The 26512-nt window shown below is 32.7% G+C and carries 24 protein-coding genes, 2 pseudogenes and 1 other annotated feature; of the genes and pseudogenes, 6 read left to right on the forward strand and 20 right to left on the reverse strand.

Going from position 1 to position 26512, the window contains the following annotated elements:
• Window positions 1–57 precede the first annotated feature (57 nt).
• The 3 genes from ACK1U5_RS05200 to ACK1U5_RS05210 form a co-directional block, all read right to left on the reverse strand.
• A complete protein-coding gene (locus tag ACK1U5_RS05200) occupies window positions 58–423 on the reverse strand; it encodes a MerR family transcriptional regulator (RefSeq protein ID WP_000703056.1) in 366 nt (121 codons plus the stop codon).
• A gap of 506 nt (window positions 424–929) precedes the next feature.
• The gene (locus ACK1U5_RS05205) at window positions 930–1697 is read right to left on the reverse strand and encodes a MerR family transcriptional regulator (RefSeq protein ID WP_000743883.1); all 768 of its coding nucleotides are present in this window, start codon (window positions 1695–1697) and stop codon (window positions 930–932) included.
• Window positions 1672–2598 carry a DUF2268 domain-containing protein gene (locus ACK1U5_RS05210; RefSeq protein ID WP_061139221.1) on the reverse strand — a complete coding sequence of 309 codons (927 nt, stop codon included), beginning with the start codon at window positions 2596–2598 and terminating at the stop codon, window positions 1672–1674. Before ACK1U5_RS05210 ends, ACK1U5_RS05205 begins: the two co-directional genes overlap by 26 nt.
• A gap of 356 nt (window positions 2599–2954) precedes the next feature.
• On the opposite strand from ACK1U5_RS05210, the pseudogene ACK1U5_RS05215 reads away from it, so the two are divergent.
• Window positions 2955–3061, forward strand: a pseudogene (locus ACK1U5_RS05215) (IS6 family transposase); the annotation flags it as partial.
• Window positions 3062–3574: 513 nt separating this feature from the next.
• Here the strand turns inward: ACK1U5_RS05215 and ACK1U5_RS05220 are convergent.
• From ACK1U5_RS05220 to ACK1U5_RS05280, 13 genes are all read right to left on the reverse strand, one after another.
• Window positions 3575–4381 carry a DegV family protein gene (locus ACK1U5_RS05220; RefSeq protein WP_000831921.1) on the reverse strand — a complete coding sequence of 269 codons (807 nt, stop codon included), beginning with the start codon at window positions 4379–4381 and terminating at the stop codon, window positions 3575–3577.
• Between the two features lie 199 nt (window positions 4382–4580).
• Window positions 4581–5087: a DUF3189 family protein gene (locus tag ACK1U5_RS05225; RefSeq protein WP_000639421.1), complete on the reverse strand. Its 507-nt coding sequence runs from the start codon at window positions 5085–5087 to the stop codon at window positions 4581–4583.
• 79 nt (window positions 5088–5166) lie between these two features.
• The gene (locus ACK1U5_RS05230; protein ID WP_000353706.1) at window positions 5167–5622 is read right to left on the reverse strand and encodes a DUF1453 family protein; all 456 of its coding nucleotides are present in this window, start codon (window positions 5620–5622) and stop codon (window positions 5167–5169) included.
• Between the two features lie 190 nt (window positions 5623–5812).
• Window positions 5813–6445 carry a VanZ family protein gene (locus ACK1U5_RS05235; RefSeq protein ID WP_069604987.1) on the reverse strand — a complete coding sequence of 211 codons (633 nt, stop codon included), beginning with the start codon at window positions 6443–6445 and terminating at the stop codon, window positions 5813–5815.
• Window positions 6446–6670: 225 nt separating this feature from the next.
• Window positions 6671–7696: a serine hydrolase domain-containing protein gene (locus ACK1U5_RS05240; protein WP_030025725.1), complete on the reverse strand. Its 1026-nt coding sequence runs from the start codon at window positions 7694–7696 to the stop codon at window positions 6671–6673.
• A 262-nt stretch (window positions 7697–7958) separates the two neighbouring features.
• Entirely contained in the window at window positions 7959–9191 is a 1233-nt protein-coding gene (locus tag ACK1U5_RS05245; protein ID WP_030025724.1) for an MFS transporter, read from the reverse strand.
• A 65-nt stretch (window positions 9192–9256) separates the two neighbouring features.
• Window positions 9257–9515: a binding site (T-box leader), on the reverse strand.
• Window positions 9516–9691: 176 nt separating this feature from the next.
• A complete protein-coding gene (locus ACK1U5_RS05250) occupies window positions 9692–11830 on the reverse strand; it encodes a penicillin-binding protein (RefSeq protein WP_061139223.1) in 2139 nt (712 codons plus the stop codon).
• A gap of 289 nt (window positions 11831–12119) precedes the next feature.
• A complete protein-coding gene (locus tag ACK1U5_RS05255; RefSeq protein ID WP_001110118.1) occupies window positions 12120–12719 on the reverse strand; it encodes an undecaprenyl-diphosphatase in 600 nt (199 codons plus the stop codon).
• Window positions 12720–12966: 247 nt separating this feature from the next.
• The gene (locus ACK1U5_RS05260) at window positions 12967–13956 is read right to left on the reverse strand and encodes a zinc-binding dehydrogenase (RefSeq protein WP_000644547.1); all 990 of its coding nucleotides are present in this window, start codon (window positions 13954–13956) and stop codon (window positions 12967–12969) included.
• A 106-nt stretch (window positions 13957–14062) separates the two neighbouring features.
• Entirely contained in the window at window positions 14063–15478 is a 1416-nt protein-coding gene (locus ACK1U5_RS05265) for a HAMP domain-containing sensor histidine kinase (protein WP_000594473.1), read from the reverse strand.
• On the reverse strand, window positions 15475–16149 hold the full coding sequence (locus ACK1U5_RS05270; protein WP_069604774.1) for a response regulator transcription factor: 675 nt from the start codon (window positions 16147–16149) through the stop codon (window positions 15475–15477). Before ACK1U5_RS05270 ends, ACK1U5_RS05265 begins: the two co-directional genes overlap by 4 nt.
• A 12-nt stretch (window positions 16150–16161) precedes the next feature.
• Window positions 16162–16692 carry a hypothetical protein gene (locus ACK1U5_RS05275; protein WP_000411454.1) on the reverse strand — a complete coding sequence of 177 codons (531 nt, stop codon included), beginning with the start codon at window positions 16690–16692 and terminating at the stop codon, window positions 16162–16164.
• Window positions 16693–16809: 117 nt separating this feature from the next.
• Window positions 16810–17319 carry a GrpB family protein gene (locus tag ACK1U5_RS05280; protein ID WP_000372690.1) on the reverse strand — a complete coding sequence of 170 codons (510 nt, stop codon included), beginning with the start codon at window positions 17317–17319 and terminating at the stop codon, window positions 16810–16812.
• A gap of 127 nt (window positions 17320–17446) precedes the next feature.
• Here ACK1U5_RS05280 and ACK1U5_RS05285 point away from each other — a divergent pair, with 127 nt between their 5' ends.
• A complete protein-coding gene (locus ACK1U5_RS05285; protein WP_069604775.1) occupies window positions 17447–18328 on the forward strand; it encodes a protein kinase domain-containing protein in 882 nt (293 codons plus the stop codon).
• Between the two features lie 206 nt (window positions 18329–18534).
• Here ACK1U5_RS05285 and ACK1U5_RS05290 read toward each other — a convergent pair.
• From ACK1U5_RS05290 to ACK1U5_RS05300, 3 genes and pseudogenes are all read right to left on the reverse strand, one after another.
• Window positions 18535–18802 (reverse strand): annotated as a pseudogene (locus ACK1U5_RS05290) (GH25 family lysozyme); the annotation flags it as partial.
• Between the two features lie 160 nt (window positions 18803–18962).
• Window positions 18963–19763, reverse strand: a complete 801-nt coding sequence (locus tag ACK1U5_RS05295; RefSeq protein WP_000097509.1) for a C1 family peptidase — start codon at window positions 19761–19763, stop codon at window positions 18963–18965.
• A 364-nt stretch (window positions 19764–20127) separates the two neighbouring features.
• Complete coding sequence (locus tag ACK1U5_RS05300) at window positions 20128–20259, reverse strand: DUF3983 domain-containing protein (RefSeq protein WP_000369348.1); 132 nt, start codon at window positions 20257–20259, stop codon at window positions 20128–20130.
• A gap of 236 nt (window positions 20260–20495) precedes the next feature.
• Between ACK1U5_RS05300 and ACK1U5_RS05305 the strand changes: the two genes are divergently transcribed.
• On the forward strand, window positions 20496–20711 hold the full coding sequence (locus tag ACK1U5_RS05305; RefSeq protein ID WP_001139345.1) for a spore germination protein: 216 nt from the start codon (window positions 20496–20498) through the stop codon (window positions 20709–20711).
• A 472-nt stretch (window positions 20712–21183) separates the two neighbouring features.
• Here ACK1U5_RS05305 and ACK1U5_RS05310 read toward each other — a convergent pair whose 3' ends face one another.
• Complete coding sequence (locus tag ACK1U5_RS05310) at window positions 21184–21552, reverse strand: DUF3888 domain-containing protein (RefSeq protein ID WP_000919725.1); 369 nt, start codon at window positions 21550–21552, stop codon at window positions 21184–21186.
• Between the two features lie 611 nt (window positions 21553–22163).
• Between ACK1U5_RS05310 and ACK1U5_RS05315 the strand changes: the two genes are divergently transcribed.
• From ACK1U5_RS05315 to ACK1U5_RS05325, 3 genes are all read left to right on the forward strand, one after another.
• Complete coding sequence (locus tag ACK1U5_RS05315) at window positions 22164–22772, forward strand: DUF998 domain-containing protein (RefSeq protein WP_061139227.1); 609 nt, start codon at window positions 22164–22166, stop codon at window positions 22770–22772.
• 606 nt (window positions 22773–23378) lie between these two features.
• On the forward strand, window positions 23379–23843 hold the full coding sequence (locus ACK1U5_RS05320) for a hypothetical protein (RefSeq protein ID WP_001109248.1): 465 nt from the start codon (window positions 23379–23381) through the stop codon (window positions 23841–23843).
• Window positions 23844–24502: 659 nt separating this feature from the next.
• Window positions 24503–26500 carry a YVTN family beta-propeller repeat protein gene (locus ACK1U5_RS05325; RefSeq protein WP_277543976.1) on the forward strand — a complete coding sequence of 666 codons (1998 nt, stop codon included), beginning with the start codon at window positions 24503–24505 and terminating at the stop codon, window positions 26498–26500.
• The last annotated feature ends 12 nt before the right edge of the window (window positions 26501–26512 follow it).

Below are 26512 nucleotides of genomic sequence, written 5' to 3' on the forward strand. Positions count from 1 at the left end.
TCAACACAAACAAAAATGGCCCCGGAGCAATTTATCATGCTCGGGACCATTTCTACATTAAACAGTTCTCTTTTTCCTAATCGTTAAAGCGATTTGCCTCTCCAGTAATCTCTTTAATCCATGAAGTGCTTCGATTTGATAATTCACATTACTTAGCTTTTTTTCATACGTTTCCAGCATCTCTTCGCAATATTGATATTCGTCAGGATTTGCCGCTTCGCTCTTGAACAATACTTTAATCTCATCTGCTGTTAATCCAAGCTTCAAGTATAACTGAATCGCTTTGACTCGTTCTATGGCCGATTCGTCGAAATCCCGGTAATCGTTCTCCAACCTATCGGCGTTTAGAAGTCCTTTATTGTCATAATGCCGGATGGATCGTATGCTGACATTGGTCAATCGTGCTAGTTCGCTTATTTTCACTCCTAACAAGCCTCCTTGCATGCTCATAATAAATTGATTATACAACGGCGATTTTCCATTATTATTTGCCCTAAATGAACTTGTAGTATTTGTAAAATACAGTTTTTCATAAAAGGAACTTAAAGAAACTCTAACATAACAAACAGTTCACAATGGAGTTTGTGAATTTTTCCCGAAAATATCCTTTATTTGTGATACAAATCCTGGTTCTAGATTTTGAACTACCCTCCATGATTTATATACACAGTTTATGGACATATTTCTAGCTAAAACGGACGAAAAACTCACCCATATGAGAATATTTTAGGTGTTGTTTACGAGTATACTATATTAAGAGGGCAAAAAACTGTATAATTTTTAGAACTAGCCAGGGCTTATTTATCATGCACATTTATAAGAAAATACTCCTTTTTTAAATGCTTTTATTTTGGTAAACGAAAGCCTTTTTTAATTCTGTTCTTAAGTTAATGGCTATGTAAGGTGACCCCTATTATAAAAGTACGACATTAATACTTCTTTTGATTGATATAATGTATAATAGCGTCATATAAAAATTCAGCTAAGTCTTCATTACTAAATTGATTTATATAATTTTTAAATCGATTATCAAATTTATACGTATTTGCAATACATGTCAACATTTCAGAATCACATACAATAGATTGTTCGAGATAACTTTTCCACTCTACAATTAATTGCTGTACTTCATCGGAAGTAGGTGATTGATTAATATAGGAAGCAATTTTTCTAAACACCCTTTCCATTTTTTGTTCGAATTCGTGAAATAAGTCCGCTTTTTCACTAGGAGAGAGTTCTTTCAGTTTCTCCTCAAATTCTTTGTATTTTTCTGTTTCTCCATAGATGAATTTCGCTTCATGAGCATATTGTTCTTGTAATGGCAAAATAGATGAATTATTAAAAATATTTAAATTGTAGATATCCTTTCCTGATACATACTCATCCACCGCAGTAATAACTGTTTCTAAATGTTGTTTTTTTAACAATAAAGTTTGGTTATGCTTTTTTAATAATTGTAGCTGTTCTTCTCTTGTAAGTTTCAAAACTTCCGCAATTTCCTTTAGAGAAAAGTCCATTTCTTTAAAAAATAGTATCATTTGAAGTCTTGCTAAACTGTTCTTATCATAGAGTCGATAACCATTTTCCGTTAAGTAAATTGGCTTTAATAAATTTATTTTATCATAGTATTGTAAGGTTCTTTTTGTTATGCCTGTAATTTGCACAATATCTTTAACCGTTAAAAATTGTTTCTTCATCCCAAAATTCCTTTATTTCATCTAGTATTTGATTGGCAGGAGTTATTGTGGCTTCAAAGATATTTTTACCTGTTTTTTCTAAATAGTATTTAATTAAATAGTATCCACAGGCATAACCAGCAGCATAAGGCATATCGACTGGTATATAGTTTTGAAGTTTTGCTAATTCATCACCATAAAGATACGGTGCAATTTTATCAAATCCTGTTAATTGTAATTGATCCTTGAGCACGGGTTTGATACGTCTATTAAGCATTTCCATAGTTGTTTTCGATACCCAAGGTCCGAGTAGATCTTCCCCAAAAATAGAAGTAGCAAAATTTTCTGCTAAACCTTCACTAACAATTAATTCACCTAAAGTAACAGTATGGTCCCACTGAATAAATTGATATCGAACATTATGATTACATTCATGTGCTAAAGCAGCTTTCATTCGAGGGATTGTGTATTCATTTGGCAAAAATGTACACAAAATATAACCAGGAATACCTCCATCACCACTATACCCTTCATTTAACCTTAATGAAGGACTATTGGGATTCCCTAATAGAATCGTGAATACGTAATCAGATACACGAAGGTTCACATCATACTCTCTAAATAAATGAAGGCTTTTCCTAACAGCTTCTTTACACTCAGACCAAAAAGAATCTGACGAAATCAATTCTAGTTCTGGTGTAATCTCATTTGTAATCTGATTAGGAGAAATGCTCATTATATTATTCAATGTAATAACATCAAAACCATTTGGCTCCTCAGCTTTAAAAGGAACATATTGAATTTCCCATTTCCCCATAAACGGAGCCAACATTTCTTTCCTGTATAACTCAACCTTTTCCTCTTTTGGAGCTTGTAAAATTTTTCGGTATATTCTATCTGACCGTAATGATTTTATATTCATTTCTTTCACTCCTTATTTAATATAGTTAAAATTATGCACTATGACGTTGCGTTATAGTCAAGTGAGTTAACTAAAAATATAGCAAGAGAATGGGATTAGGTGTTTTTTTAATATTAATAGGACACTTTCATTTTTAATTACCTTGGCTTAGTTTGGATGTTAAACATATTTAAAAATATCTCCAAGCCGACTTTTAAACAACCTTATTGGGGTCCCATCACATGCCTATCAAGAATTGATTTTATGAAGATAAAAGAAAAGATTTTAGGTTCTGGTGCAAACCTTCAAAATATCTGCAGTACCTCCCCATACTTGGACATACTGATACTAGTACTCTAAAAAAAGACATGTTAAGTGTGGAAAAGCAAAATCTATTCAAGTGGAAACATTATCAACCTGATATTATTTTATTAACCATAAAATGGTGCCTAAGTACAGCCTCAGTTTTCGGGATTTAATCGAATGGTAGAAATTCATTTTGTTCATAAGCCTTATTTCATTAAATGGGCCCTTTAGTGGAGAAGCTTTATTGCTACCCAGCAGTTCCTTAATTCGCCTTACAGTGCAGATCTTCTTTTCACTATAAAAACATCCTTTTAGATAAACTGATTCAAAGGGGCAAAACGTCGCGACTTTATTTCAAATTTAGATAAAACCTAATAATAAACCCTCCCTTGTACTAATGCTCATGGATAGATAAGCCGATACGACCGAAGTAATAATAAATAGCATCCAAAGGGGATTGTCTTGTATATGTTCAAAGCTTTCATGGATCAGATCTTATCCGAGAATGCAAAGTATACCTATAGTTTGTACAAAGAAAAGAATACGGATATTTTGTAGATTCCATAGTACAAGTCTTTCAATTACTGCTAGGTTAAGGGGAACCATCGATTTCTAAGCTCGCTGGAGATATGCCGGGATCCAATTTAATTTTAATTAAAGAAAAACCCGTGAATTATTCACGGGTTTTTCTTTAATAACTGATTGCTATTGTACCTTCACCTGCATGAACTGCAAATGAAATTGGTAATGGATATAATTTGAAATCCATTTCAGGGAATGCTTGTCTAATATCTGCAATCCATTCTTCAGCTCCAGCTTTATCGTTAGCATGGAACATGTGAAGTACTTTTGGTAATTCTTTTTCAAGTTCATTTTTAATATATTCTCGACATTTTTGGATTTTACGAACTTTCTTTTCAAGTAAAAGCTCTCCACCTTTTACTTCTAATATTAAGTTAACACTTAATAAACTTCCAAGTAAAAATTGCATGCCCTTTACACGGCCACTTGCATATAGACCTTTTAAACTCTTTGGGAATACATGAAAGGGTCTTCTTTTTTCATCTACTAATGTTTTGTGTATATCTTGTAAAGTCATACCATCATTGTATAACGATTTCGCTTTTCTAATTAGTTCATCCATTGGATAACTTGTTGTTTCACTGTCTAATACCGTTAATGGAAAACCTGCCATTTCTGCAGCTAACTTCATATTTTGATAGGTTCCACTTACTTTTCCGCTAATAGCAACTGCAAATCCTTCTTCATATTCTTCTTTGCATTTTGTAAATAACTCTACCATTTCCCCAATATTAGGTTGTGAAGTAGTGACTGTTTTACCTTCGTTTAACGCATTATAAACCCTTTCACGTACACCTTCTTCACAATCTTTGTACGAAATTCCATCAATAATAACTTCGATTGGGATAACAAAGTTATCTCCTTCTGTTTTAAAATTCGCAGTTGTACTATCAGTAATCCAAGCAACACGCTTCATGTTGTTCCTCCCTTAATTCAATTCCTCTTTTCTAATTTTTCTATATATTTATGTTATGAAAAGAGAATATCCCTGTAATAGTAACAGGACTTTATTGTTTTGGCTATAGTAGATGTATATTAAATGTGACTATTTCTTGTCTATTTCACAAATAAAAAAGAAAATCAAGGAATTTGCTCGATTTTCTTTTTATCATATACTATTTAAAAGTTTCATTATCTAAAATTACAACATAATCATTCGTTAATCGGCCAGCTTCTTTTGTATAACTAACAAGCCTTTGTATATTATCACAGCAAATTTTTGCTCCCCATACGAGTAACGGTACGCCAATAAAATCGATATGGAACCTTCTAGAAAACAGCCCACCGAAAGTCATTGGTAAAGGTACGGTTGGTGATGTATTAGAAAAAATAATCTTTTCATGACTTTGATAATGTTTTTGCAAGATTTCTCCTAAATGCTTCATCGCTGGTACAACAACTTTTGATGCGCCGCATCCAATCGTATATACAGGATGACCATGTTCATCTATGCCATGAAAAATAATTTTTCCCATATCTTCTGTTTTCAATTTATTAAAGTAATCTACATTCAAAATTTCTTCTTTCGTTAACTTGCGATCCGTTGGTAATTTATTTAAATGATACGCTGCAGCTAGTGAGGTAGTATGTGTTCCACCAAAATCTGTGTAAATGTATATCATATTATCATCCCTTGTTGTAAAAGTTCAATGTTAATTAGTATTACCGTTCTTAGCAATGTTAAACAAGGGATGAATGTATTTACGCTTTTTGTGTTAATTCATTATATTTTTTCCAAATATAATAACGTCTACTAATCACAGTGCCTAATGTAATACATAAAAAGGCATTTGTTACAACCATTAATGTCTGGTGCGTACTACCCGAAAACATACTTTGTTTAATCATAATTTTTGCTCCTAAAATAACAAGAAGGATTATTGTACTTACCCAATTTCCTTTTCGTAGTACATGACCTGTTTCACTATCTAATCGAAATGTTAAAGCTCTTCCCCGTATAATCCCAAGACATAAGCCAATTCCAAGCATTACAACAAACAGTAGTCCTTGCAGCAAAGTTATTTGTCCCATATGAATAATGGATTGAACTGTTACAAAACACAACAAAGCCGGAATGAGCCAAATACGGTTTATTTTCACTTTTCGTTCTTTACTTTGCATCAAAACAATAATAAGAATAACAAGTAAAATATCCATTTAGAATCCTCCTATAAACTTGTTTATCTTTAAAGATTATATTCTCCTCTTTTCATTCCATACTTGAAATACGATAGCTACTTTCAAGTGTAAGATGGAAAATGTGATTTCTCATCAGCCTTAAGCATTATTTATAAAAATAAAAAGACGTACTTTTTACTCGTACGCCTTTAATAACTCGTTTAAACTCCTATTTATCAACTAATTCCACACCTTTAGAATTAGCTTTACCCAACACTCGAATGTTAAATTTATTAATAGCTTTTAAAAAGATAATATAAATACAATATCCAACAATAGAACCTATAACATTACAGATCACATCATCAATATCAGTAATACGTCCCACTCCACTAAATAAAGACTCAATTAATTGTAGCAATTCAATACTAGCTGATATAGAAAATCCTAATAAAATTGTATTTTTGAATTTCTTATATTTATCCCATAGGATTGGTGCTAAAAATCCTAAAGGCATTAATAATAAAATATTCCCGCCTACATTTCTTACAATTAGAGCAATCATAAATAGGCTATCTCCATCATAAGCACTACCAATTTGATTGATGTCTTTAATAATTGATGCAAATGGTATTATATTGACCGAGCGATTCAGATTTTCAATATTAAAAGGAAAACCGATTGGTAAAGGGAATAAAGTTACTGCAACAACCATACAAATGTAGATCACAAATAAAAAACTTATTATTTCTTTCCACCAAATTACATGTTTTGTATTTTTGGTACCAATTAATATTCCACGTACAATTAAATAACAAATAACTCCTAAAATAATAAACACACTACCGTTAATCATATACAAATTGTTAACACATCCTTTCATATGAATTAATAATAAAAATTTACAACTATATAGTAATGTTTTCTAATTTAAAAATCCATATAATTATATATAATTGTACAGAATTACAAAAACCCCTTATTTAATAAATAAAGGGTTCCTCGTTAACTAAAATATTTTTCAAAACGGAAACAATCATGAACCCGTTTAAATTATTTTCGTATCTCTTCTTTTAAATCCATATAATTAAAAAGTTCTTTCTATTTCTGTCATTAATTTTTCAGGTCCTGCCCCTTTATTCGATGGAATAACTAAAGTGATTCCTAATTCTGGATATATAGCCGAGCGAAAACTGACGCCTGGATCATATCCCATTACATGATATTTGAATACCTTGTTTTCTCGTGTTTCAATCCATATTCCATAGCCGTAGGACTGTTTATCATTTACTTGAATGTGAGGAGTTAAAAGTAATTTTGTATATTCCTTTCCTAAAATTTCATTATTAAATAGGGCCACCCAAAATTTCAGCATGTCTGGTGCAGTAACATATGCACCTCCATCAGCTCCTCCTTTTATCGGTATAGAGTAGGCGTTTGTTCTCCAATTTTGGTTGGTTTCGTCCTTTATATATCCTAGAGCTGTATGTCTTGGTAATCTATCTAACGAAAAATAGCCAGAATCATTCATGCCAATCGGATTAAAAATGTTCTTTTCTATATACTCCGTAAATTTAATTCCCGTCTGTTCTTCTATTATTAATCCAAGTATGATAAAACCTGCATTGTTGTAGTGAAACTTAGTTCCAGGTGCAAACATCATATTACTTTTTTGGAATAATGATAAAAAGTCTTTTAAGCTCTTTAATAGATACATAGGTGTTTGTTTCCAAAGATCTTCGAAGTTATCCATAATACTTTCATCAAAATAATCTGGTATACCAGCGCTATGCGTTAGTAGTTGATGTATTGTAATATCTTCATCGAAGTTTGGAAATTTTATCTCTAGACAATCTTTTAATTTTGTATGAAAAGAAATAAAACCTTTTTCAACAAGTTGACAGATCCCAATTGCAGTGAAAATTTTACATCCTGAGGCAATGCCAAATCTTGTTTGTATCGTATTGTTTATACATTCACTTTGGTTTGCGTAACCCAAAGCTTTTTCATAGACTAAGTCTTTTTCTTTTTTTACTAAAACTACTCCAGAGAAATCTATTTTCTTTTGTATTTCTTTTACAATTTTATCAATTTCATCTTTTGTTTTTATCACGACAACCACCCTTATCTTTCGGTATTGTTCTTTCCCCTTATTAATTTTTCCATATAAAGGGGAAAGAACCCTTTTATTAAATACGATAAATTGTTAATGAGAACACAAAGTTCATTTCGAATTTATCCCGCTATTTGTGGGCAGTAAGACCCCCATCTCAAAATTCAGCGAAAGCAAAGAAGTTAAGTGGGGACCTTGCTGCCCGTAAAAGCCCGATTGGTGAGGGCTGATAATCAGTGGGGGATGCCCCCTGATTAAAGTTTCACTTTATTGATTCAGTAGAATACAACTTAGATTGTGCTGGGAATAAAGTAAACACACATAAGACGATAGTAATAAATAACATGACCAATGAACCTACAATAACTACAAGTTGTATAGAAATGAACTGAGTCGCAACACCAGATAATATTGTAATAAAGATTGTTACTATCGCAATAACAAGTCCATATATACTCCCAATCCGTCCCATCATATGAACAGGGATATTATTTTGGTAAAATGTATAAAATCCTGTATTTGCATATGCCATTGAAAAAGATAAAATACAGAATCCAATAGCAGCTATTAAAAATACACTTGAAAAAGCATAAATTAAATAACCAATTGTAATGAATAATGATCCTATTCCAATTAGAAGTGAAGGTGCTAATTTCTTTGACAAAATTGTATTTGTTATGGCACCTAAAATAAATCCTGCACCAGCTATACTAACTAGAAAACCATATTCACTATCTGTTAGTAGTAATACCTCTTTCGCAAACGATAGTTCAAGTGAATCAGTAGCGGTTGCTAATGCGAACATACTTTGAAATAAGAAGTACACGCATACGACATACACATGTTTTCTACTAAAATTTATAACAGTGTTCCAATCTTTTTTTAATACTGTAAGAGATAATGTATTACTTGTTGTATCCGAAGCTTCTTTCTTATCAAGATTAGGTAAAAGTAATGTAATGAATCCTGATAAGAGAAATGCTATAGCATTTATATATATAGCAATCTCTGGTGTACTCGCAATTAATAAAACCCCTGCTATCGCTGGACCAATTAAAAATGCACCAGATCCTATTAAACTACGTAATGAGTTGAAACGTTGTCTTTGTTCTACTGGAATTAATTTCGTCATATACGTCATAGCAGTTGGCTCATAAATTGCACTGGCCATACTTATAAAGAATACAAATACATAAACAATCCAAATTGACGGAAGTAAAGGTAAAATAGCGATAAATAACGCACGATATATATCGAGGTGAATCATTAACTTCCGTTTATTTAAACGATCAATCATACTCCCAGACCAAGCGTTTGTAAATAAAGTGGCTAATGGTTTTATTACATATAAAGCAGCAACAGCTAAGGCTGAGCCACCCATATTATAGACAAGTACATTCAGTGCTATTAAGTAAATCCATGCCCCTAAATTCGCAATACCAACACCGGACAGTAGTAATAAAGGATATTTCCAATCTTTAAGAAAGTTTTTCATTTTTGGCCCCCGCTTTCAAAATTGTTTTAAAACAATAAAAAAATCCCACCCCCAAGACTTTTAATCTTAGGGACGAGATTTATCATCGCGGTGCCACCCTAGTTTGTTAATATGTCACCATATTAACCTTATCAGGTACTGCATTCTAACTCATGCTTATACCATAGCTCTATAACGGGAGCTCCCGTCACACCATCCCCTAATAATAGGTTCCGATGCGCTGCTCAGAGGCTTGGTTCAATAAGGAATTTTTACTCCTTTTCAGCTAAATGGAGCTCTCTGTAAAAAATTCATTTTATTTACTCTTCTCTTCACTGCATTTGATTTTTTCCATATTATCACAATTATTTTTAACTGTAAATAAAAAATAATCAGATATTTAATAACGTGTCTCTATTAATTCATTTATTTATTGTTTTTTCTGAAAATTACGGTGCGTGAAATTACTTACAGCTCTAAAGAAAGAGCCATTTGCATCTAGCTCCTTCCAAATACCTGAATTAATTCGTATTCGCCTCTGTTAACGGTTGTAACGGCGGTTCTAATTCTAGTTCTAGTGTATCTCCTTCATGTAAATCTTGTCCTTTTTCAATACTTTGGCTCGTTACATAACCTGTACCAGAAGTTTTCAAATCTAATTTCAAAAGCTTAGAGAAATACATAACATCACGCATGGACCAACCTTTTACATTTGGCATTTGTGCGTTATTCCCTAATAAAAATATACGATCACCTTCACTCATTACCTCGCCAGACTGTGGATATTGTTTTATTATTTTTCCTTCTCCTAAAATTACCGGCTGTAGCTTCTCTTTTTCTACACTTTTCTCTGCTGTACCCATTGATTGATTTACATAATTTTGTACTTTTAATTGAGATTGCTTCGTTGCATCAGCTATTTGTTTTTCTGTATACGGTTTCACCTTTAAATATTCAAGGCTGTTTTTTATAACAGGTTTAAATATTTCAGCAAGAGGCTGAGCTCCATACTCATCTCCTTTTAACTTTGGCTGCTTAATAGCTAAGTATACGATTAACTCCGGATCATCAATTGGAGCCATTCCTAAAAAGGAGAAAATGTAATTCTCTTTCCCTTCCATATATCGGCCGTTTTCAGGATTCGGGATTTGTGCTGTTCCTGTCTTACCTCCAATTGGATAACCATCTACTTTATACATTGTACCAGTTCCTTTTGAAGATGTTATAACACGCTCCATTAAGCTTCTAACCTTGTCCGCTGTTTCTTTTTTTATCGGATTCCCAATTTCTTTCGGTTGATTTTCCATAATAACTTCTTTATTTGTTGGATTTACAACTTTATCAACGATATATGGTTGCATCATTTTCCCGTCATTTGCTATAGCAGTAGCTGCTTGGATTAATTGAATCGGAGTTACTGTAGAACCTTGACCGAAAGAAGTTGTAACCTGTTGAATTTGCGTATTTAATAATAAAGTATTTTTACTTTCTCCAGGTAAATCTATTCCTGTTTTTTGATTGAATCCAAATTTATTCATATATTGCTTAAATTTATTTGGTTTCAGTAACTGATCTTCTAAAATAGAAAAAGCTACGTTTGATGATCTTTCAAAACCTTCATCAAATGTAATTGACCCCCATCCAAATCCACCATTATGATCTTTTATATCAGAGGAACCAACGGAATATTTTCCAGATTGAAAATATTCTTTTCCGTTATATACACCTTCATTAATGGCAGCTGCTAACGTAAAAACTTTCATAGTTGAACCTGGTTCATATGCATTTGCAATCGGATCATTTAAAAAGTATTCGATATCACCTACATTAGGATTGTAACTAGGTTTACTAGACATCGCTAAAACCTTTCCTGTTTTTGGATCAGCAATAATTCCAATTAACATAGAAGGATCATAATGCTCTTGTGCTTTGTTCATCGCTTCTTCTAAAAAGCTATTAATTTGTTTATCAAGCGTTAAATACACGTTATTCCCATTTTTAGCAGGTTCTACTTTACCTATATCATTTGTAAGCGGAATCCCCCTTCGTGTACCCACATATTCTATATTCCCGTTTGTAGAGCGCAAATATTTATCCAAACTCTTTTCAAGCCCAAACTTTCCTTCCGTATTCCCTTTATCATCTGGTCTAGCAAAACCCAGTATATAGGATGCAAAATCTTCATTCGGATACACTCTTGCTTTTTCCGACATAAAAGATACACCTGGTATTTTTAAATCGTTAATTTTTTCCTTCGTTTCCCTAGATAAGTTCCGACCAACTTTCCCAATTTCAACTTGCGTACGCCCTTCATGAAAGTTTTTTAATACTTCTTCTTTATCAATTTCAAGCACATCGGCTAATTGTTGTGCGGTTTCATCTTTATTTTTCACTTTATCTTTTCCTTTTAAATTCACAACAACTCGATATGTTGTAGAATCTTGTACTAACACCTTTCCCGTTTGGTCATAGATAGTGCCACGATTCGCTTCTAAAACACCTTTTTTATTATGTTGTTCATCCGCGAGGTCCTTTACATTTACATTATGCACGACTCCTACTGCCTGAATATAGACTATACGCAAAATCATAATAAGAAACAAAACAATAAAAGCAATCATCATATATCGAGCGCCTTTATTCGTTTGAAGTTTTTGCATACTTATCTCCTCTCTTTTGGAATGGATTCGTACGAAGATGCGTTTTATAATTTGTAGTTTTTGTTTACGATACTATATGTTTCGAAGTTTTCTTTTTAATTCCTTTAAAACAATACGAAACTAACTATTGTTATTTTTTGTTTTTGTTTTATTTAATTAAAGTACGGTGCGTGAAATTTCTGAATATTAACCCCACCAAAACTTGATTGCATATCACTCTAAACTCTTTTCTTATTTACTATAAAAAGTTCCCCTCTGGATTTCCAAAGGGGAACTTTTTATAGGAAAATTATGCGATATGGTTATATTTTGCTAAGAAAGGAATTCGTCTCGCTACTAATGCATACATTTTGAATACGAATTTCGCTATTGGTTCAAACATACGTGTACTTTGCATTACTAAACCGCTCGTAACAAGTGTTATGAAAGCTGCACCAAGTATATCTAAAGGATAATGAACACCTACATACATACGTGATATACCGACTAACACTGCCCATAATAGCGCGATATATTTCAGTTTTTCTCCTCTAAGAATAAATACGAAGGCGATTGAAAATACAAGTACAGAATGATCACTAACAAATGATGAATCTGCTGCATGTGGTACTAATTGATGTACATCATGTGATACGAACGGACGCGGATGGTAATATACCGCATGTATAAGAACATTTACTACTAATGCAATAATAACCGAAAGCGTCGTATATAAAACTGTATATTGTTTTCTAATTGCATTCTCTTTCTTTCCATTATTAAACCATAAGATAAGCATAAATAAAATGGCTACGTATGCAGCGCTATTTGTAATTGCAACCATTATCGTATCTAATAGTTTGGATGAATCAGCAAAATTATTAAACCACTGAAATACTGTGTAATTCATAATACTCTCTCCCTACTTACAAGTGTTCTTGATTTACACAGTATACAATACCATTATGAAAATGGGCTTAAACTTTTCTCATCTAATTCTCATTTTACTATTACTCATGTGACAATTATAAAACAAATTTTATACGCTATTTATGTATAAAGTTCGTAAACCTTTATAATAAGGCGATTCGTATTTTTTTCATGTTTGGAATACATAACATGTTCATTTAAATATACTAATTGTAAAATCATATTTTTTAATTCATTTGAAGTACAATATTTCCAAATTGTTCTCCATGTTCCATACGGCTTAGTGCTCGAATTGCTTCTTCTAACGAGTAAACTTTATCAATAATTGGTTTAATTTGATGTTTTTCTATAAACTTTATCATCTCATTAAATTCCTCACGGCTACCCATGGATGTTCCCATAATATCAATTTGATTGTAAAATAGCGCGCGTAATGGTAATTCAATTTTATCTCCTGAGCTTGCACCAAAATTCACGATTCTTCCGTTTGGTTTTAATACATCAAAATATTTCAAAAAAGTTGCTGGACCTATACTATCTATTATTAAATCTACTTTTTCACCTTGTAAGCTCTCTTCCCAATTTCCGGCACTATGAAAAGAAATATCTGCACCATATTTTGCAGCAAGTTCCATTTTATTCTCTACCCTTGAAGTAACACTCACTTTTGCGCCAATTGCTTTCGCGAATAACATGGCAAATGTAGCAACACCACCGCCTATTCCCGGAATTAAAACGTGTTCGCCGCGCTTCAATCTACCTTTAGTAAAAAGCGCTCTATATGCAGTTAATGCGGATAAAGATAAAACACCTGATTCTTCCCAAGTAAGATATGACGGCTTTTCTACAACATTTTCAACTGGTACAATTACATATTCAGCAAACGTTCCATCTTTCGGCCCACCTAGCACTTCCGGTAACTCCGGTACTTCAGTAGCATGTTCCCATCCAATACTAGGATTAATAATAACTTCTGTATGTAATATGTTATCAGAAACACCGTTTCCAATTTCCGTAACAATACCTGCACCATCTGATCCTATTACTAATGGTAGATCCATTTCTTTTCTATTATTTATAATAAATAAATCCCGATGATTTAAGCCTGCTGATTTTAATTTCACTTTAACTTCCCCATCATTAAGTGCTCTCTCAGGTGATATTTTATATTCTACACCGTCAAACCCAGTTTTATATTGATGTACGATAGCTTTCATTATTATTCCCCCTTAATAATTTTAATGTACTAGAAATTTCAAAATAAACAAAATGATTTGATCGTAAAAAAAGAAGGAATGCAAAACGCACCCCTTCTTTGAAGGCTTATTTTATTATACATGGTAATGTAATCGTAACGATTGTTTCTTCATTTTCTTTACTCTCTATTTTAATAGCTCCTTTATATTTTTCTACAAGTCGTTTTGCAATAGACAAACCTAGTCCGTTTCCACCTTGTTTTCGACTTCTCGCTTTGTCAACTCGGTAAAACCGATTAAGAACAAATGGTAAATCGGTTTCAGGTATTCCCGTTCCATGATCTATTACACGAATTGTAACTTTCCCTGATTGTAAACTGGATTCTATGCAAATATATTTATTAACCTCTTTTGTATACTTAACTGCATTATCCATTATGATAATAATAATTTGTTCTAAGTAAGATGATGGCATTGAAACATAAGCCTCGTCATCCCCGAATTTCATATCAAATTGAAAATCACTTTGAATTACTATAAAGTTTTGTGTAACATGTTTTAATACGCTATTTACATGGACTGGCTCAGCTGCTATTGGATACATTTGTTCAGATTCAGCTCTTGATAGTTCAAGCAATTCTGAAACTAATTTATTTAAACGATCTACTTCCTTTAAACTAGATTGAAGAGATTTATCTAATACTGCTGGATCATTTTTCCCCCATCGGTTTAACATCGCTAAGTGACCATGAATAATTGTTAACGGTGTTCTTAGTTCATGAGATGCGTCTTCGACAAACTGTTTCTGTTGTGCAAAAGAAGTTTCTACTTCATCCATCATCTCGTTAAAGAGAAATGATAATTTTGCAAGCTCATCATTATTTTCTCGTACTGGAACCCGTTCATTTAGTCCATTCTTTTTAATACGTTTCATCGTATCTGTTATATTTTGAACACTTGATAATAGTTTCTTCGTTATAAGAATCCCACCTAAAAAACTAAATATCAATCCAAATATTCCAGCAATAAGCATTACCACTAAAATAACTTTTAATAAATAATCAAATGTCTCTAGGTTTTTCGTAAGTTCAATAGTGCCAGTAAACTCTTTCGTTTTAATTGGTATGCGCTTAACTAATATTCGATCTTCTAAATGCCTTTTTATAAATGACTCATCTTTTATAACCTGTTTCGGCTTTATCCACGTTTCATTAAAATCTCGTGAAACAGTAATAATCGGCCCCCCATCCATGTCAATAATACGAATCATTTGATGCTTATCAATCATATTGTTTAGAAAATCTTTACTGTTTTCAAATGTTTTACTCGAAAGGGTATCATTTTTATCTTGGAAATATGCCGCTATTTCCGTCACTTGCCTATTTATTTGTTTCTGTTCATAATCTATAGTCCACTTATTGATTACAATAAACTGCAAAGCACTATATAAGATGAATAAAATAAATACTAGTGTAGTGGACCAAAGTGTTAGTTTCCACTTTATAGGTAGATTTCGAATTCGAAACATAATATTTTTTATCATTTCATTATATATCCCGCACCACGGACTGTTTGGATATACTCCTCCTTATCTACACTATGTAACTTGTTTCGCAAATAACGAACATATACATCAACGATATTTGTCTCAACAATTGCATCATATCCCCATACTTGGTCCAGTAAAACATCACGAGTAAGTACGCGATTAATATTTTTCATAAACATAAGCAATAACTCGAATTCTTTATTTGTAAGTTCAATTTCTTCATTTCCTTTCGTTATAGTTCGAGATTCAATCTGAAGCTGCAAATCTTTGAATGTAAGAAATGAAACCTGCTTGTTTTCAATATGTTCTTCTCTTCTAAATATCACTCTCATACGTGCTAACAGTTCTTCAATTGCAAATGGTTTCGGAAGATAATCATCCGCTCCACTATCTAAACCTGTCACACGGTCCATAATACTATCACGAGCAGTCAGCATAATAATAGGTGTATTTTTAGTCGCTCTTAGTCGACGACATACCTCTAGTCCATTTAATCCAGGCAGCATTAAATCAAGCAAAATGAGATCGTAATTCTTTTCAAGTACTGCGCTTAACCCTTTTCTTCCATCTAGTTGTATATCTACTTTATACCCTTCATATTTTAGTTCTAATTCTAGAAAATCTGCTAAACTTTCCTCATCCTCAATAATTAAAATGTGTTGCAACGGTAGTTCCTCCTAGACAATTAAATGAATAAATAATCCTATTCCAAATATAATTACAATGATTTGATGCACTTTTCTATACATCATAAATTTTTCTTTCTTATTCATTTTCTGTAAATAAAACCCAACAACCCCTAGTGCGATTAAGGCTAATAGAGAAAATATGCCACTGTATATGAGTAAAATATGAGGACTCCCTTTTATAAAAAAGTAAACACCATGAGTAATTGCAACAGCTATTATAGCGTATCCAATTAATACATGAAACTTTTTTGCAAATAGATACACTTCTTTAACTTTTTTAAATCCTTGTATATTTTTCTTCTTTAAAAACACCCATATATGGCGTAAAAACCATAATGAAGCAGCGATAATAGCCCCATATTCACCAAAAGAGCCTAATTTTTTATTTAACCATTTTACATTCAAAACATTGCCGTATATAACATTAATAAATAGCATCAATACACTACAAATAATAATAGTAATGCCCATAATTTTAACACACACACGAAAATATTTATTTCTTAATATCTTCTCCATTTTATTTAATCTCCTTACTCACAAAAGCTTTGTAACAAGCAGTCTATCAAATAAAAAAGAAAAGAACATGAGAGAAAGATTAAAATAAAATGAGAATTTCAATATCACTGACAATTATTATTGATTTTTTTCAGCTAACTTTATTATGTTTTGAATAAACGGTGCTTTTGCCTTTGTATATGAAACACGATCAAAAGCATATGTAATAGCAAGCATCTCTTTTAATTCTCTATATTCTTTACGTGCCCATTCATGGCTTATTAGAAAGTCACGAAATAAAATATTGTTCCTCCATTCGTCACTATTATAAATATAAACATGCAAATGATGAGTACCTGCTCTCCATTTTCCCTTTCTAAAAAAACGCCAATTGGTTGCATCTTTTGGAACATACTCATATCCAATTTCCGATAGAACTTCAATCCACTTTTCAGTTATTTGCAATTCTGTTACGCCAATCATCATATCAATAAGAGGTTTAGCTCCTAATCCTTCTACTGCTGTGCTTCCTATATGTTCAACAGCGATTATTTCTTGTCCTAACAAGGAACAGAATTTCTCTTTTTCTTTTATATACTCTTCAACCCAGTCTTTTTGATACGGTTTAATAACAATTTGTTGATCCATTGTATTCACCTCTTTATAAGTGTTTATCATTATATTTATAAAATTTTATATTGTTAGCATAGGATTTCCATAAAATATGTCGAATAGTGGAATGTACAACTTAATTATATTAAATGTGAGGTAATCTATGAAAGATAATTCCGTCGAAATTCAGTTAAATAGTGTAATATTCCAATTAAAAGAATATCATAATTTTGATTGGCTTATTAAATTAGGGACCGTATTTGCAGTTTTTGACCAGCAAGATTCAGGTAATATAAGTTTTGGTGTAGAAAAAGATGGGCATAAGAAATTTATCAAATACGCAGGAGCACAAACAATTGCATATGAAGGAACAACGGGTGATGCTATTGAAAGGCTAAAAAATTCAGTTACTATTTATGAAGATTTAAAGCATGAATCGCTCATAAGATTAATTGATCATTTTCCAGTTCAATCTGGATATGTATTAATTTTCGATTGGTTTGATGGTGAATGTCTTCATTCGCATTGGCGCTTCCCACCTCCTGAGAAATATAAAAATCCAAACTCTCCATTTTATAAATTTAGACATTTACCTGTTATAGAACGAATTCATTCTTTACATTCCATTTTTTCTTTCCATACTTATGTAGAAAAGAAAAATTATGTAGCGATAGATTTTTATGACGGTAGTATTTTATATAATTTTAATACAAACGAAACAAAAATTTGTGATATAGATTTATACAGTAAGAAACCTTACATAAATAAAATGGGCCGGCTATGGGGTTCCTCCCGTTTTATGTCACCAGAGGAATTTGAACTAAACGCTATAATTGATGAAAGAACAAATGTATTTAATATGGGAGCAATGGCTTTCTCACTCTTAGGCGGTGAAAAAGATCGTTCTTTTATAAAATGGGAAGCAAGTAAGGAATTATATGAGGTAGCGTATCGTGCTGTAAATGACAATCGGGCAGAACGGTATGCATCAGTTACAGAATTCTACGAAGCGTGGTTAAAAGCGGCTGATGCAGAAAAGATATAACCCTAAATTATTAAAAGAAATATAGAGTTTATACTATTATCATGTATAGCAAGAATGATTTTATGAGCATTTCATATTATTGTGTTCTAATTGATTATGGCTATTATTAAGGAAGACATATCAGCGATAATTTATGTCTATTTTGTATGAGTGTTAGCAAGTTCGTTTGCAAACTTGCTAACACTTTTTTGTTTAAATATTTCACACCCAAAAGGTGCATACATATGATGATCAACATATAAACCGACTTTCTTAGCACCTAATTGACATAATTCATCGATAAAAGCCTGTGTACCTGCTCGCATATCATCCATTGTTTTCACTTCTACATCAGCCACCCAAACTGTTGCACTCTTGTCACCACAGTTTCAGAAATCACGGGCTTCTACGCGTGCATCATTTTCAGAAACGACAGAATGCATAGTTACCAAAAGAAATCACATGCTGCTTCATAGCTTGTACATAACCTTTATACGATACCTCTGCACCACTTGTATGTAAAACTGATATATCATTAATTAATAGATGATAATGCATTACACCTTTTATTTCTACATCTTTTTCACGCTCTTTTATGCTACCCGTAACACGTATAACGTGTTTTGTAGTTTCCATACTTCCATCACTTTTCTAATTAACGACCTGTCCACATATCTTGCACAATTCCATTTTTAAATAATTCATATGGGAAATAACAATATCCTTTATCTCCCCAGTCTTCTCCCCAGCTGTTGCGAATAATAACCGTTTGCTTATCATCGTCATATCCAACAGCACAAACAGCATGTCCCGCTGGTTGACCATCTTCAACAATTACATCATCTGTTCCTGATACTGGAACTATACCAGTCTTTTTCACTTCTTCTGACATAAAAGATTTTGGTACAGCAAATCCAAGTACAGCAACTAATCCATGAGCAAGTGCAGCCTTTAATCCCGATAAATCTTGAATACGATGGTAGGTTCCAATTTTATAAAGTGCAGCATCTGATTCAGCCTTTGGTGATGGCTTATCTCTAAAATTCTCGGTATAAGGAAAATCCTCTTCAGGGCATACTCCAATATTTTTAAGAACCCCCATACCATCACGAACATTCGCTCCACTATCTTCCTGAATATGTCCTTCTATTTCTCGTTCATGATAATATAAAAACAAACGAGATAAGCAAGTAAATGGACGACCTGATTGTAATAATAGATATTCTCGTAATCCTGAAACAATTGCATTTGCCGTACAAGAACCTATATTCCATTGATTTACTATACCTGACATTTTAGGACGAAGATCGACTTGCGTTGGCAAATCCGCCTCATTACTAAACAAGTAACTCCGAAACATTTTGTCTCTTAAATCAACAGGGTCTTTTCTTACATTAAGGTACTTTACAATATCTTTGTTACTGGTAAAACTGAAATTTGATTCATTTGAACTCATTGTAAAAATCCATCCTTTCTTAATATCTAGATAATTCATTTCTTCTCTATACTTAACTTAAAAATTAAAAATATACCTATTTAATTTTTATTTCATTTGCATTCAATACATCCGCATGTTTAATTATTTATCTTTTTACTTATCAATTTCTATTTTCAATTTATCTCACAACTACTTGAACTCTATATCTTTTTTTCTTTCTTGTTTGATTCAATTGCTTTTTCCACTCACGTAATTAGTCTTGTAGTGCCCTCATATTTTCCTATCTCCCCCTTCCAAAATAAAAAGGACACCAATTCATTAAAACAACTTGAATTGCTGCTTTAATGAATTGGTGTCCTCTAGTTTTCTAGCCGGACTATATTTATTTCATTATACTTGTCTGTATAAAAAGATTCCTCCAAGCTTTATCTATTCTGTCTTTCTCATATTTTTGTATAACCTTTGTCCGACGAGCAATTGCTTTTTTTAGTTTCTTTTTCTTTAAATTATCCAATCCTCTCACTCCTTCTTATAAAACAGTTTTTTCCATTTTAGGCGTTTTTATTAATTTAATACCTTCTTACATTCAAAAAGCGGCTCAAATGTGAATTGTACCTATATAATTTCAAAAGGATTATTTTATTAGATTTTCAATCAAACTTCATTTCAAAATTCTCAGTTTCAGATGAACCACTAGACGCATACACCATATACTAATTTAAATGCTTCCTAGGAAAGAAGGTGAAAGCTATGCCATCTATTGTCGGAAATATGGTTGTGCAAAATAGTAACGGCTCTTTCAACTTAGGTGATTTTTATAACGTTTCTCCAAAAGAAAATACAAAAGCTTATAATGGTTCAGGTTCATCTAACGTTGCTTTTGTTCTCAATACATTTAACGGTGTTAGTGCAACAAACACATTTGATTCTGATGTTGCAGACCAAAACCAAGTTGGAACAGTCTAAATTTATTCATTTCCCTCTAACTCCTGAATAAAACCCAATATTCCGTTAATAATGTATATACAGTTTCTGATTTCCCTTCATACCCGAAGGCTGAGTAGCTAGTTTTTACTAGCTGCTCTTTTTATGTTTCACACGAATAAAATTCTATATTTCACCGATACTATAAATGGGCTGATACAGCTTGAATTCACATTGACATCTGTAATGTTCTTTTTCCTTTCTCTGAGGACTGAGCGGTTAACCTTCGTTAACTGCTCTTTTGTATTGAGTTGATAATAAATTTTAGGTCGTATTTCTCTTCTATACCATATACTTTTTAAGTATCCAACTCAAAGTGTTACCTCCTATCTGAAAGGGCACTGATGCAGGGTGCTCTTTTTTTAGTTTCTTTATTTCTACAAAATGAAATTTTTATAACATTTTTCAGTTCAAATATCCTTTCCATCAATGTACGAACAATATTACTTCTTCTTTAAGCATCTTTATGAACAAAATTTATAACCTTTACTCCACTTGGATTTATATTAAAAGTAATAGTTTCTATGCCATTCGGAGGGTTATGAGCTCCTATATAAGTTTTATATTGAACTGTAACAATAAAATTAAAGTTTTCTTCTGGGAAACGTTCAATTTTTATAATTTTTGTGTCCGTCAAACTATACTGATGATCTGGTCCAAGCTTCCTTCTGATAACTTGACTTGCATATGGTGCTAATAAAGTATTATAAGAATCATAAAACTCTTGATTATCAATATTAAACGCTTTGGTATCTAACGGATTTAAAAATAAAACTACCATAGTAATTCCCAAAAACAAACTAACCACTTTTCTTTTCAACATATACTCATCCTTAATTCATTTAGATATCCGTTAAGCTCCCCAGCATAAGAGATGACTATTCTTCATCCTTATCTAACTTCTTTTTATTCAAATAACGTTTTTGTTAAAATTTTACTTAAACCTTATTCATTCATGGTATAATCTGGATTATTTATTTTTCCAAGAAAGGCTAAAGTAATGAGAAAATAATTCGGTTTCATTTCAAATTTGTTAACTATTATCGTATTTTTTACCTTTTATAGTGATAGTAATTTAATTTATTTAATATTTGTATCACTGGTTTTAATTATTTTCGCTCCAAAAGGTACATCAAAAAAAGTCGTTATAACTAGTATAATAATTTCGTGTATTTTTTACCCTCTCATATTCGGCCTGCTTTTTATAATTGGTTGAGGATTAGCAGAATCAAAACTAAACTAATCCCTTTTTCTCAAATAACGATTTTGTTAAGTTATACCCCATCCATTTTTCACACGTCTTTCCGCTAAACACATTTGTCTAGAAAACCCTATATTATTAAAAATGGTTATCGACTCTCAACTTGAAATTTTTCACTTTTGATAATGCAACCACCTATAATGGAAATATACTTTTTTCAAAGGAGGTATCTAATGTATATATCAAATAAAATTGGCTTATTTAGCTGGATTGCAACTTGTCTATACTTTTTAATTGAACCTTTCTTTATTTTCACTTCTACAGCACCTTATAACTATTTGCATCATGCAATGAGTGATCTAGGTGTAACAACCTGTGGAGAATTCACCTACGAAATAGCTCCTTATGAAATATGCTCCCCTAATCACTTTTGGATGAATTTACTCTTTATTCTTAATGGAATAACATTTTGTATTGGAGTACTATATATTTCACAACATCTAGAAAAAACAAAAATTAATAAAATAGCAACATTTTTTATAATTATAATAGGAGTTTCCACTATAGTCTCAGGATTAATTCCTGCAGATGTAAACCTAATTGGACATTCTATTCTAGTTTGGATAGGTATGCTTACTGTATTTCCAGGACTATTTATTTTTGCAAAGAATCTTAAAAAAACTAGAAAATGGACATATTTCTGCTTACTAAACTTAATAGTAATAACAATCATTATCTCACTTGTTTTTCTTTTCCCCTTACCTGCAGGTCTACTACAAAGACTTTTTTACTTGGTTCTTTTCGTTTGGGGAACTGTATCAACCTACAAATTAATAAAATAAAGATTTCATTAAAACTTTTCACCTTTTAACTGGACAAGCATATAGTATTGTATGGAGATATCCACTCATAGAAATCTACCTTTCTTGTCCAAGAGCATGCTTATATGCGTGCTCTTTTTGATTGCATTTAAAGATTTCACATTCATTAGAAATGTACATACAATAATCATGATCATCTCATTATTAATCTTTTGGTATCCTTATCGATACACATCTTGGTCATGGAGCATCTTAAAAAGCGCTCTTTATATTTGTTAATAAATAACCATTTTGTTCAAACATACACACGGTATATATTAGTTAAGCATATATTTACATAGACAAGACATAACTTTTTTAAACATGCACAATTTTTGTGCATGTTTTTTTATTTAACAAAATAACTATTTTATTATGTTTCCTAACTTACAGTAATGTCCTTAAAAAACATTCATATATATTTATCAGATGCACTTTTAAATTCCAGAGTATCAAATACTTTTAAAAGTTAACTGACCAACAATATTCGACTTATCTTTAAAAACTTATTAAAAATCACTTAGATACAAAAAAGCTACGTTTTATATAGGATAAAAAATTATCTTACGCAAAGGAGCTTGATTATTTGTGAATTACCAAAATGATAATAACTCTAACATTCACAAACCTTGCACTTGTCCATCCCCCACGGCTAACAGTTTAAATGTTGTTCAAACTACCCCATCAATAGTCTCGGTAAATTCTGCGATTCCACTAGATACCGTGGTAAATTCTAATGGTACGGCAATCTCATTCACACCACCAACAACTGTTTTACTTGAAGGTGGAAGAACCTATTTGGCAATCTATGAAGTGCAAGTTATCATTCAACCAGGAGGTAATTCGGCAGGTATCACTATGTATCTTAATAATAATCCAATCATTGGCTCTGGTACTTCTCTGGGATATACTGCAGGATTCACTTCTGTATCAGCACCCGCTATTTTCACTACACCTTTAGGTATAACAAGTACTCTTACTGTTAATGTAGGACCATATTCTAATACATTAAATACATTGGGCTTAACTCTTGCTGTTGTAGCATTAACATAATAAAATGTAAAACTCTCTAAAATGATTTTATTTATCCCTTAACTGTCTATTGGGCTAGCCTCTAAGAACTCCACATAACTACATATAGAAAAAGAACATTATTTGGTTCCATAGTACTAGGTGACTCGGCTAGCACAATTGCTGAGTCACCTATTTATCTCTAATAAAATAAAGCTTTTGTTTAATTTATTACTTGTTCTTTTTTATGCATTAGTCTATTACAATCCATTTTCATGTTATAATTACCAACAGTACATATTTTAATAGGCACAACAAATTCCTATTATTTCTAAATGGATTAACAAATAAAAATACGTGTAGAAGAATTCAGAGTTTTACTGAATTTTTTATGGATCTTTCAAAATCTTTTAAATCTTCCTTCATTCCTTCTTTTTAATAAACTTCAAATTTTATTACAATAACGCTTTTTTAAAATACAATCGCTTGCCTATAAACTTTGTAACCTTCATTTTCTTTCCTATGATTACAACATCCTCCTAACAACCAAGTATTGATTATATATCCCATATGAACACCTCTATTTTATTGGCATATACTTTGAAGGAAAAAACATTTCACATTAAACATATACCTACAAACTCAGTTGCTAATAATTTACCAAAAATTACTTAATATTCAATTTTTAAAAGGAGGTATTTATGAGATATAATCGAAAATCAAATTTCCAAAATTCGTGTGATAAATTTCAGCAACCCTGCTTTATTTCTATATCCGCTTGTGATCAAAGTAATTGCTGTACACCTGTTTTTTTCTCGAATTCTCAACAACAAGAATTATTACAAATAATAAATCAATTAAATCAAGCCATCCTTTCTTTTTTCACAACACCAAATCCAACAACTATACAAATACTCCAATCAGCATTACAGGCATTAAATGATTTATTAATAACAGTACAACCAAATACACCAAATAGAAATTTAGTTATAAGAACTATAAATCAATTAATTAATTCCTTACCTACTGCATCCCTCACTCAAATCTCAGCATTATTCCAATTTCTATTCCAAAGCTTGTCTTCACTTATAAGTTGTTCAAATATATCGGACCCCTTATTACAGCAAACATTCAACTTAATTTTACAAGGAATCTTAAATAGTTCGCTATTAAGTAACATCGGAATACCGGGGCCGACCGGAGCCACTGGACCTAGAGGATTTCCTGGACCTAGAGGCGCTCAGGGTTCTCAAGGTGTGCAAGGTATTCAGGGGCCGGAAGGACCAGAAGGACCGGAAGGACCTCAAGGTGTGCCAGGGATTCAGGGACCGGAAGGGCCGGAAGGACCGGAAGGACCTCAAGGCGTGCAAGGTATTCAGGGGCCGGAAGGACCACCGGGACCTCAAGGACTTCAAGGCGTACAAGGGATTCAAGGGCCTCCGGGACCACCGGGACCTACTGGTTCAGGGACCGGAATGGGAATTCCTGGACCGCCGGGACCTACTGGGCCTCAGGGTATCCAAGGAATTCAAGGACCGGAAGGACCGGAAGGGCCCACTGGCCCTCAGGGTGTACAAGGAATTCAAGGGCCGGAAGGACCAGAAGGAGCCACTGGACTTCAGGGTGTGCCAGGAATTCAAGGGCCGGAAGGACCACCGGGACCTACTGGACCTCAAGGTGTGCAAGGGATTCAAGGACCGGAAGGACCACCAGGACCTACTGGAGATTGTGATTGTCCACCGGGACCTACTGGACCGACCGGACCGACCGGGCCAACCGGACCTGCATGTAATTTCCTAGTATATGCTACAAATGCAGGACTCATAGATGACCCTACAAATGATACAGTATCTGTAATTAACACCGGAACAAATATAGTAGTTGATACAATTACTGTAGGTAATGCACCACTTGAAGTAACAGTTTCACCAAATGGAGCTCGTGCTTATGTTACTAATATTTTTTCTAATACCGTTTCCGTTATTGATACTGCTACGAATACTGTTATCGCTACCATTCCTGTTGGAACTAATCCAATAGGTGTAGCTGTTTCTCCAAATAACACAACTGTTTATGTTGGAAATCATGGTAATAATACGGTTTCTGTCATTAATGCGGCAACAAACACAGTTATTAATACTATTCCTGTTGGCATCGCTCCACAAGGGATTACTGTTTCCCCAAATGGTGCCTTTGCATATGTTGCAAACGAATTAAGCAACACAATTTCTGTCATTAATACTGCTACCAACACAGTTATTGCTACCATCCCTGTTGGCATTCGTCCTAGAATAATCGTGTTTACACTAGATGGTACTCGTGCGTATGTCACGAATCAAAACAGCAATACAGTTTCTGTTATTAACACCGCTACCAATGCAGTTATTAATACAATTAACGTAGGTACCGAACCTGTTGGTATAGATATTACACCGGGTGGAAACCTTATTTACGTTGTAAATAAGGTTAGCAATAATGTATCGGTAATAAATGTTGCGACAAATACTGTGATTGATACAATTTCTGTTGGTTTATCCCCTGATCAAGTAACCATCATACCTGATGGCACTCGAGCATATGTTACAAATCAAGCTAGTAATACTGTTTCCGTTATTGATATTGCTACGAATACTGTTATCACTAATGTCCCAGTAGGTGTCGCTCCAACCGGAATAGCTACTGGAACTATTTGTGAATAAAATAAAGAAGTG

This window comes from Bacillus sp. XB1 (genome assembly GCF_053557995.1).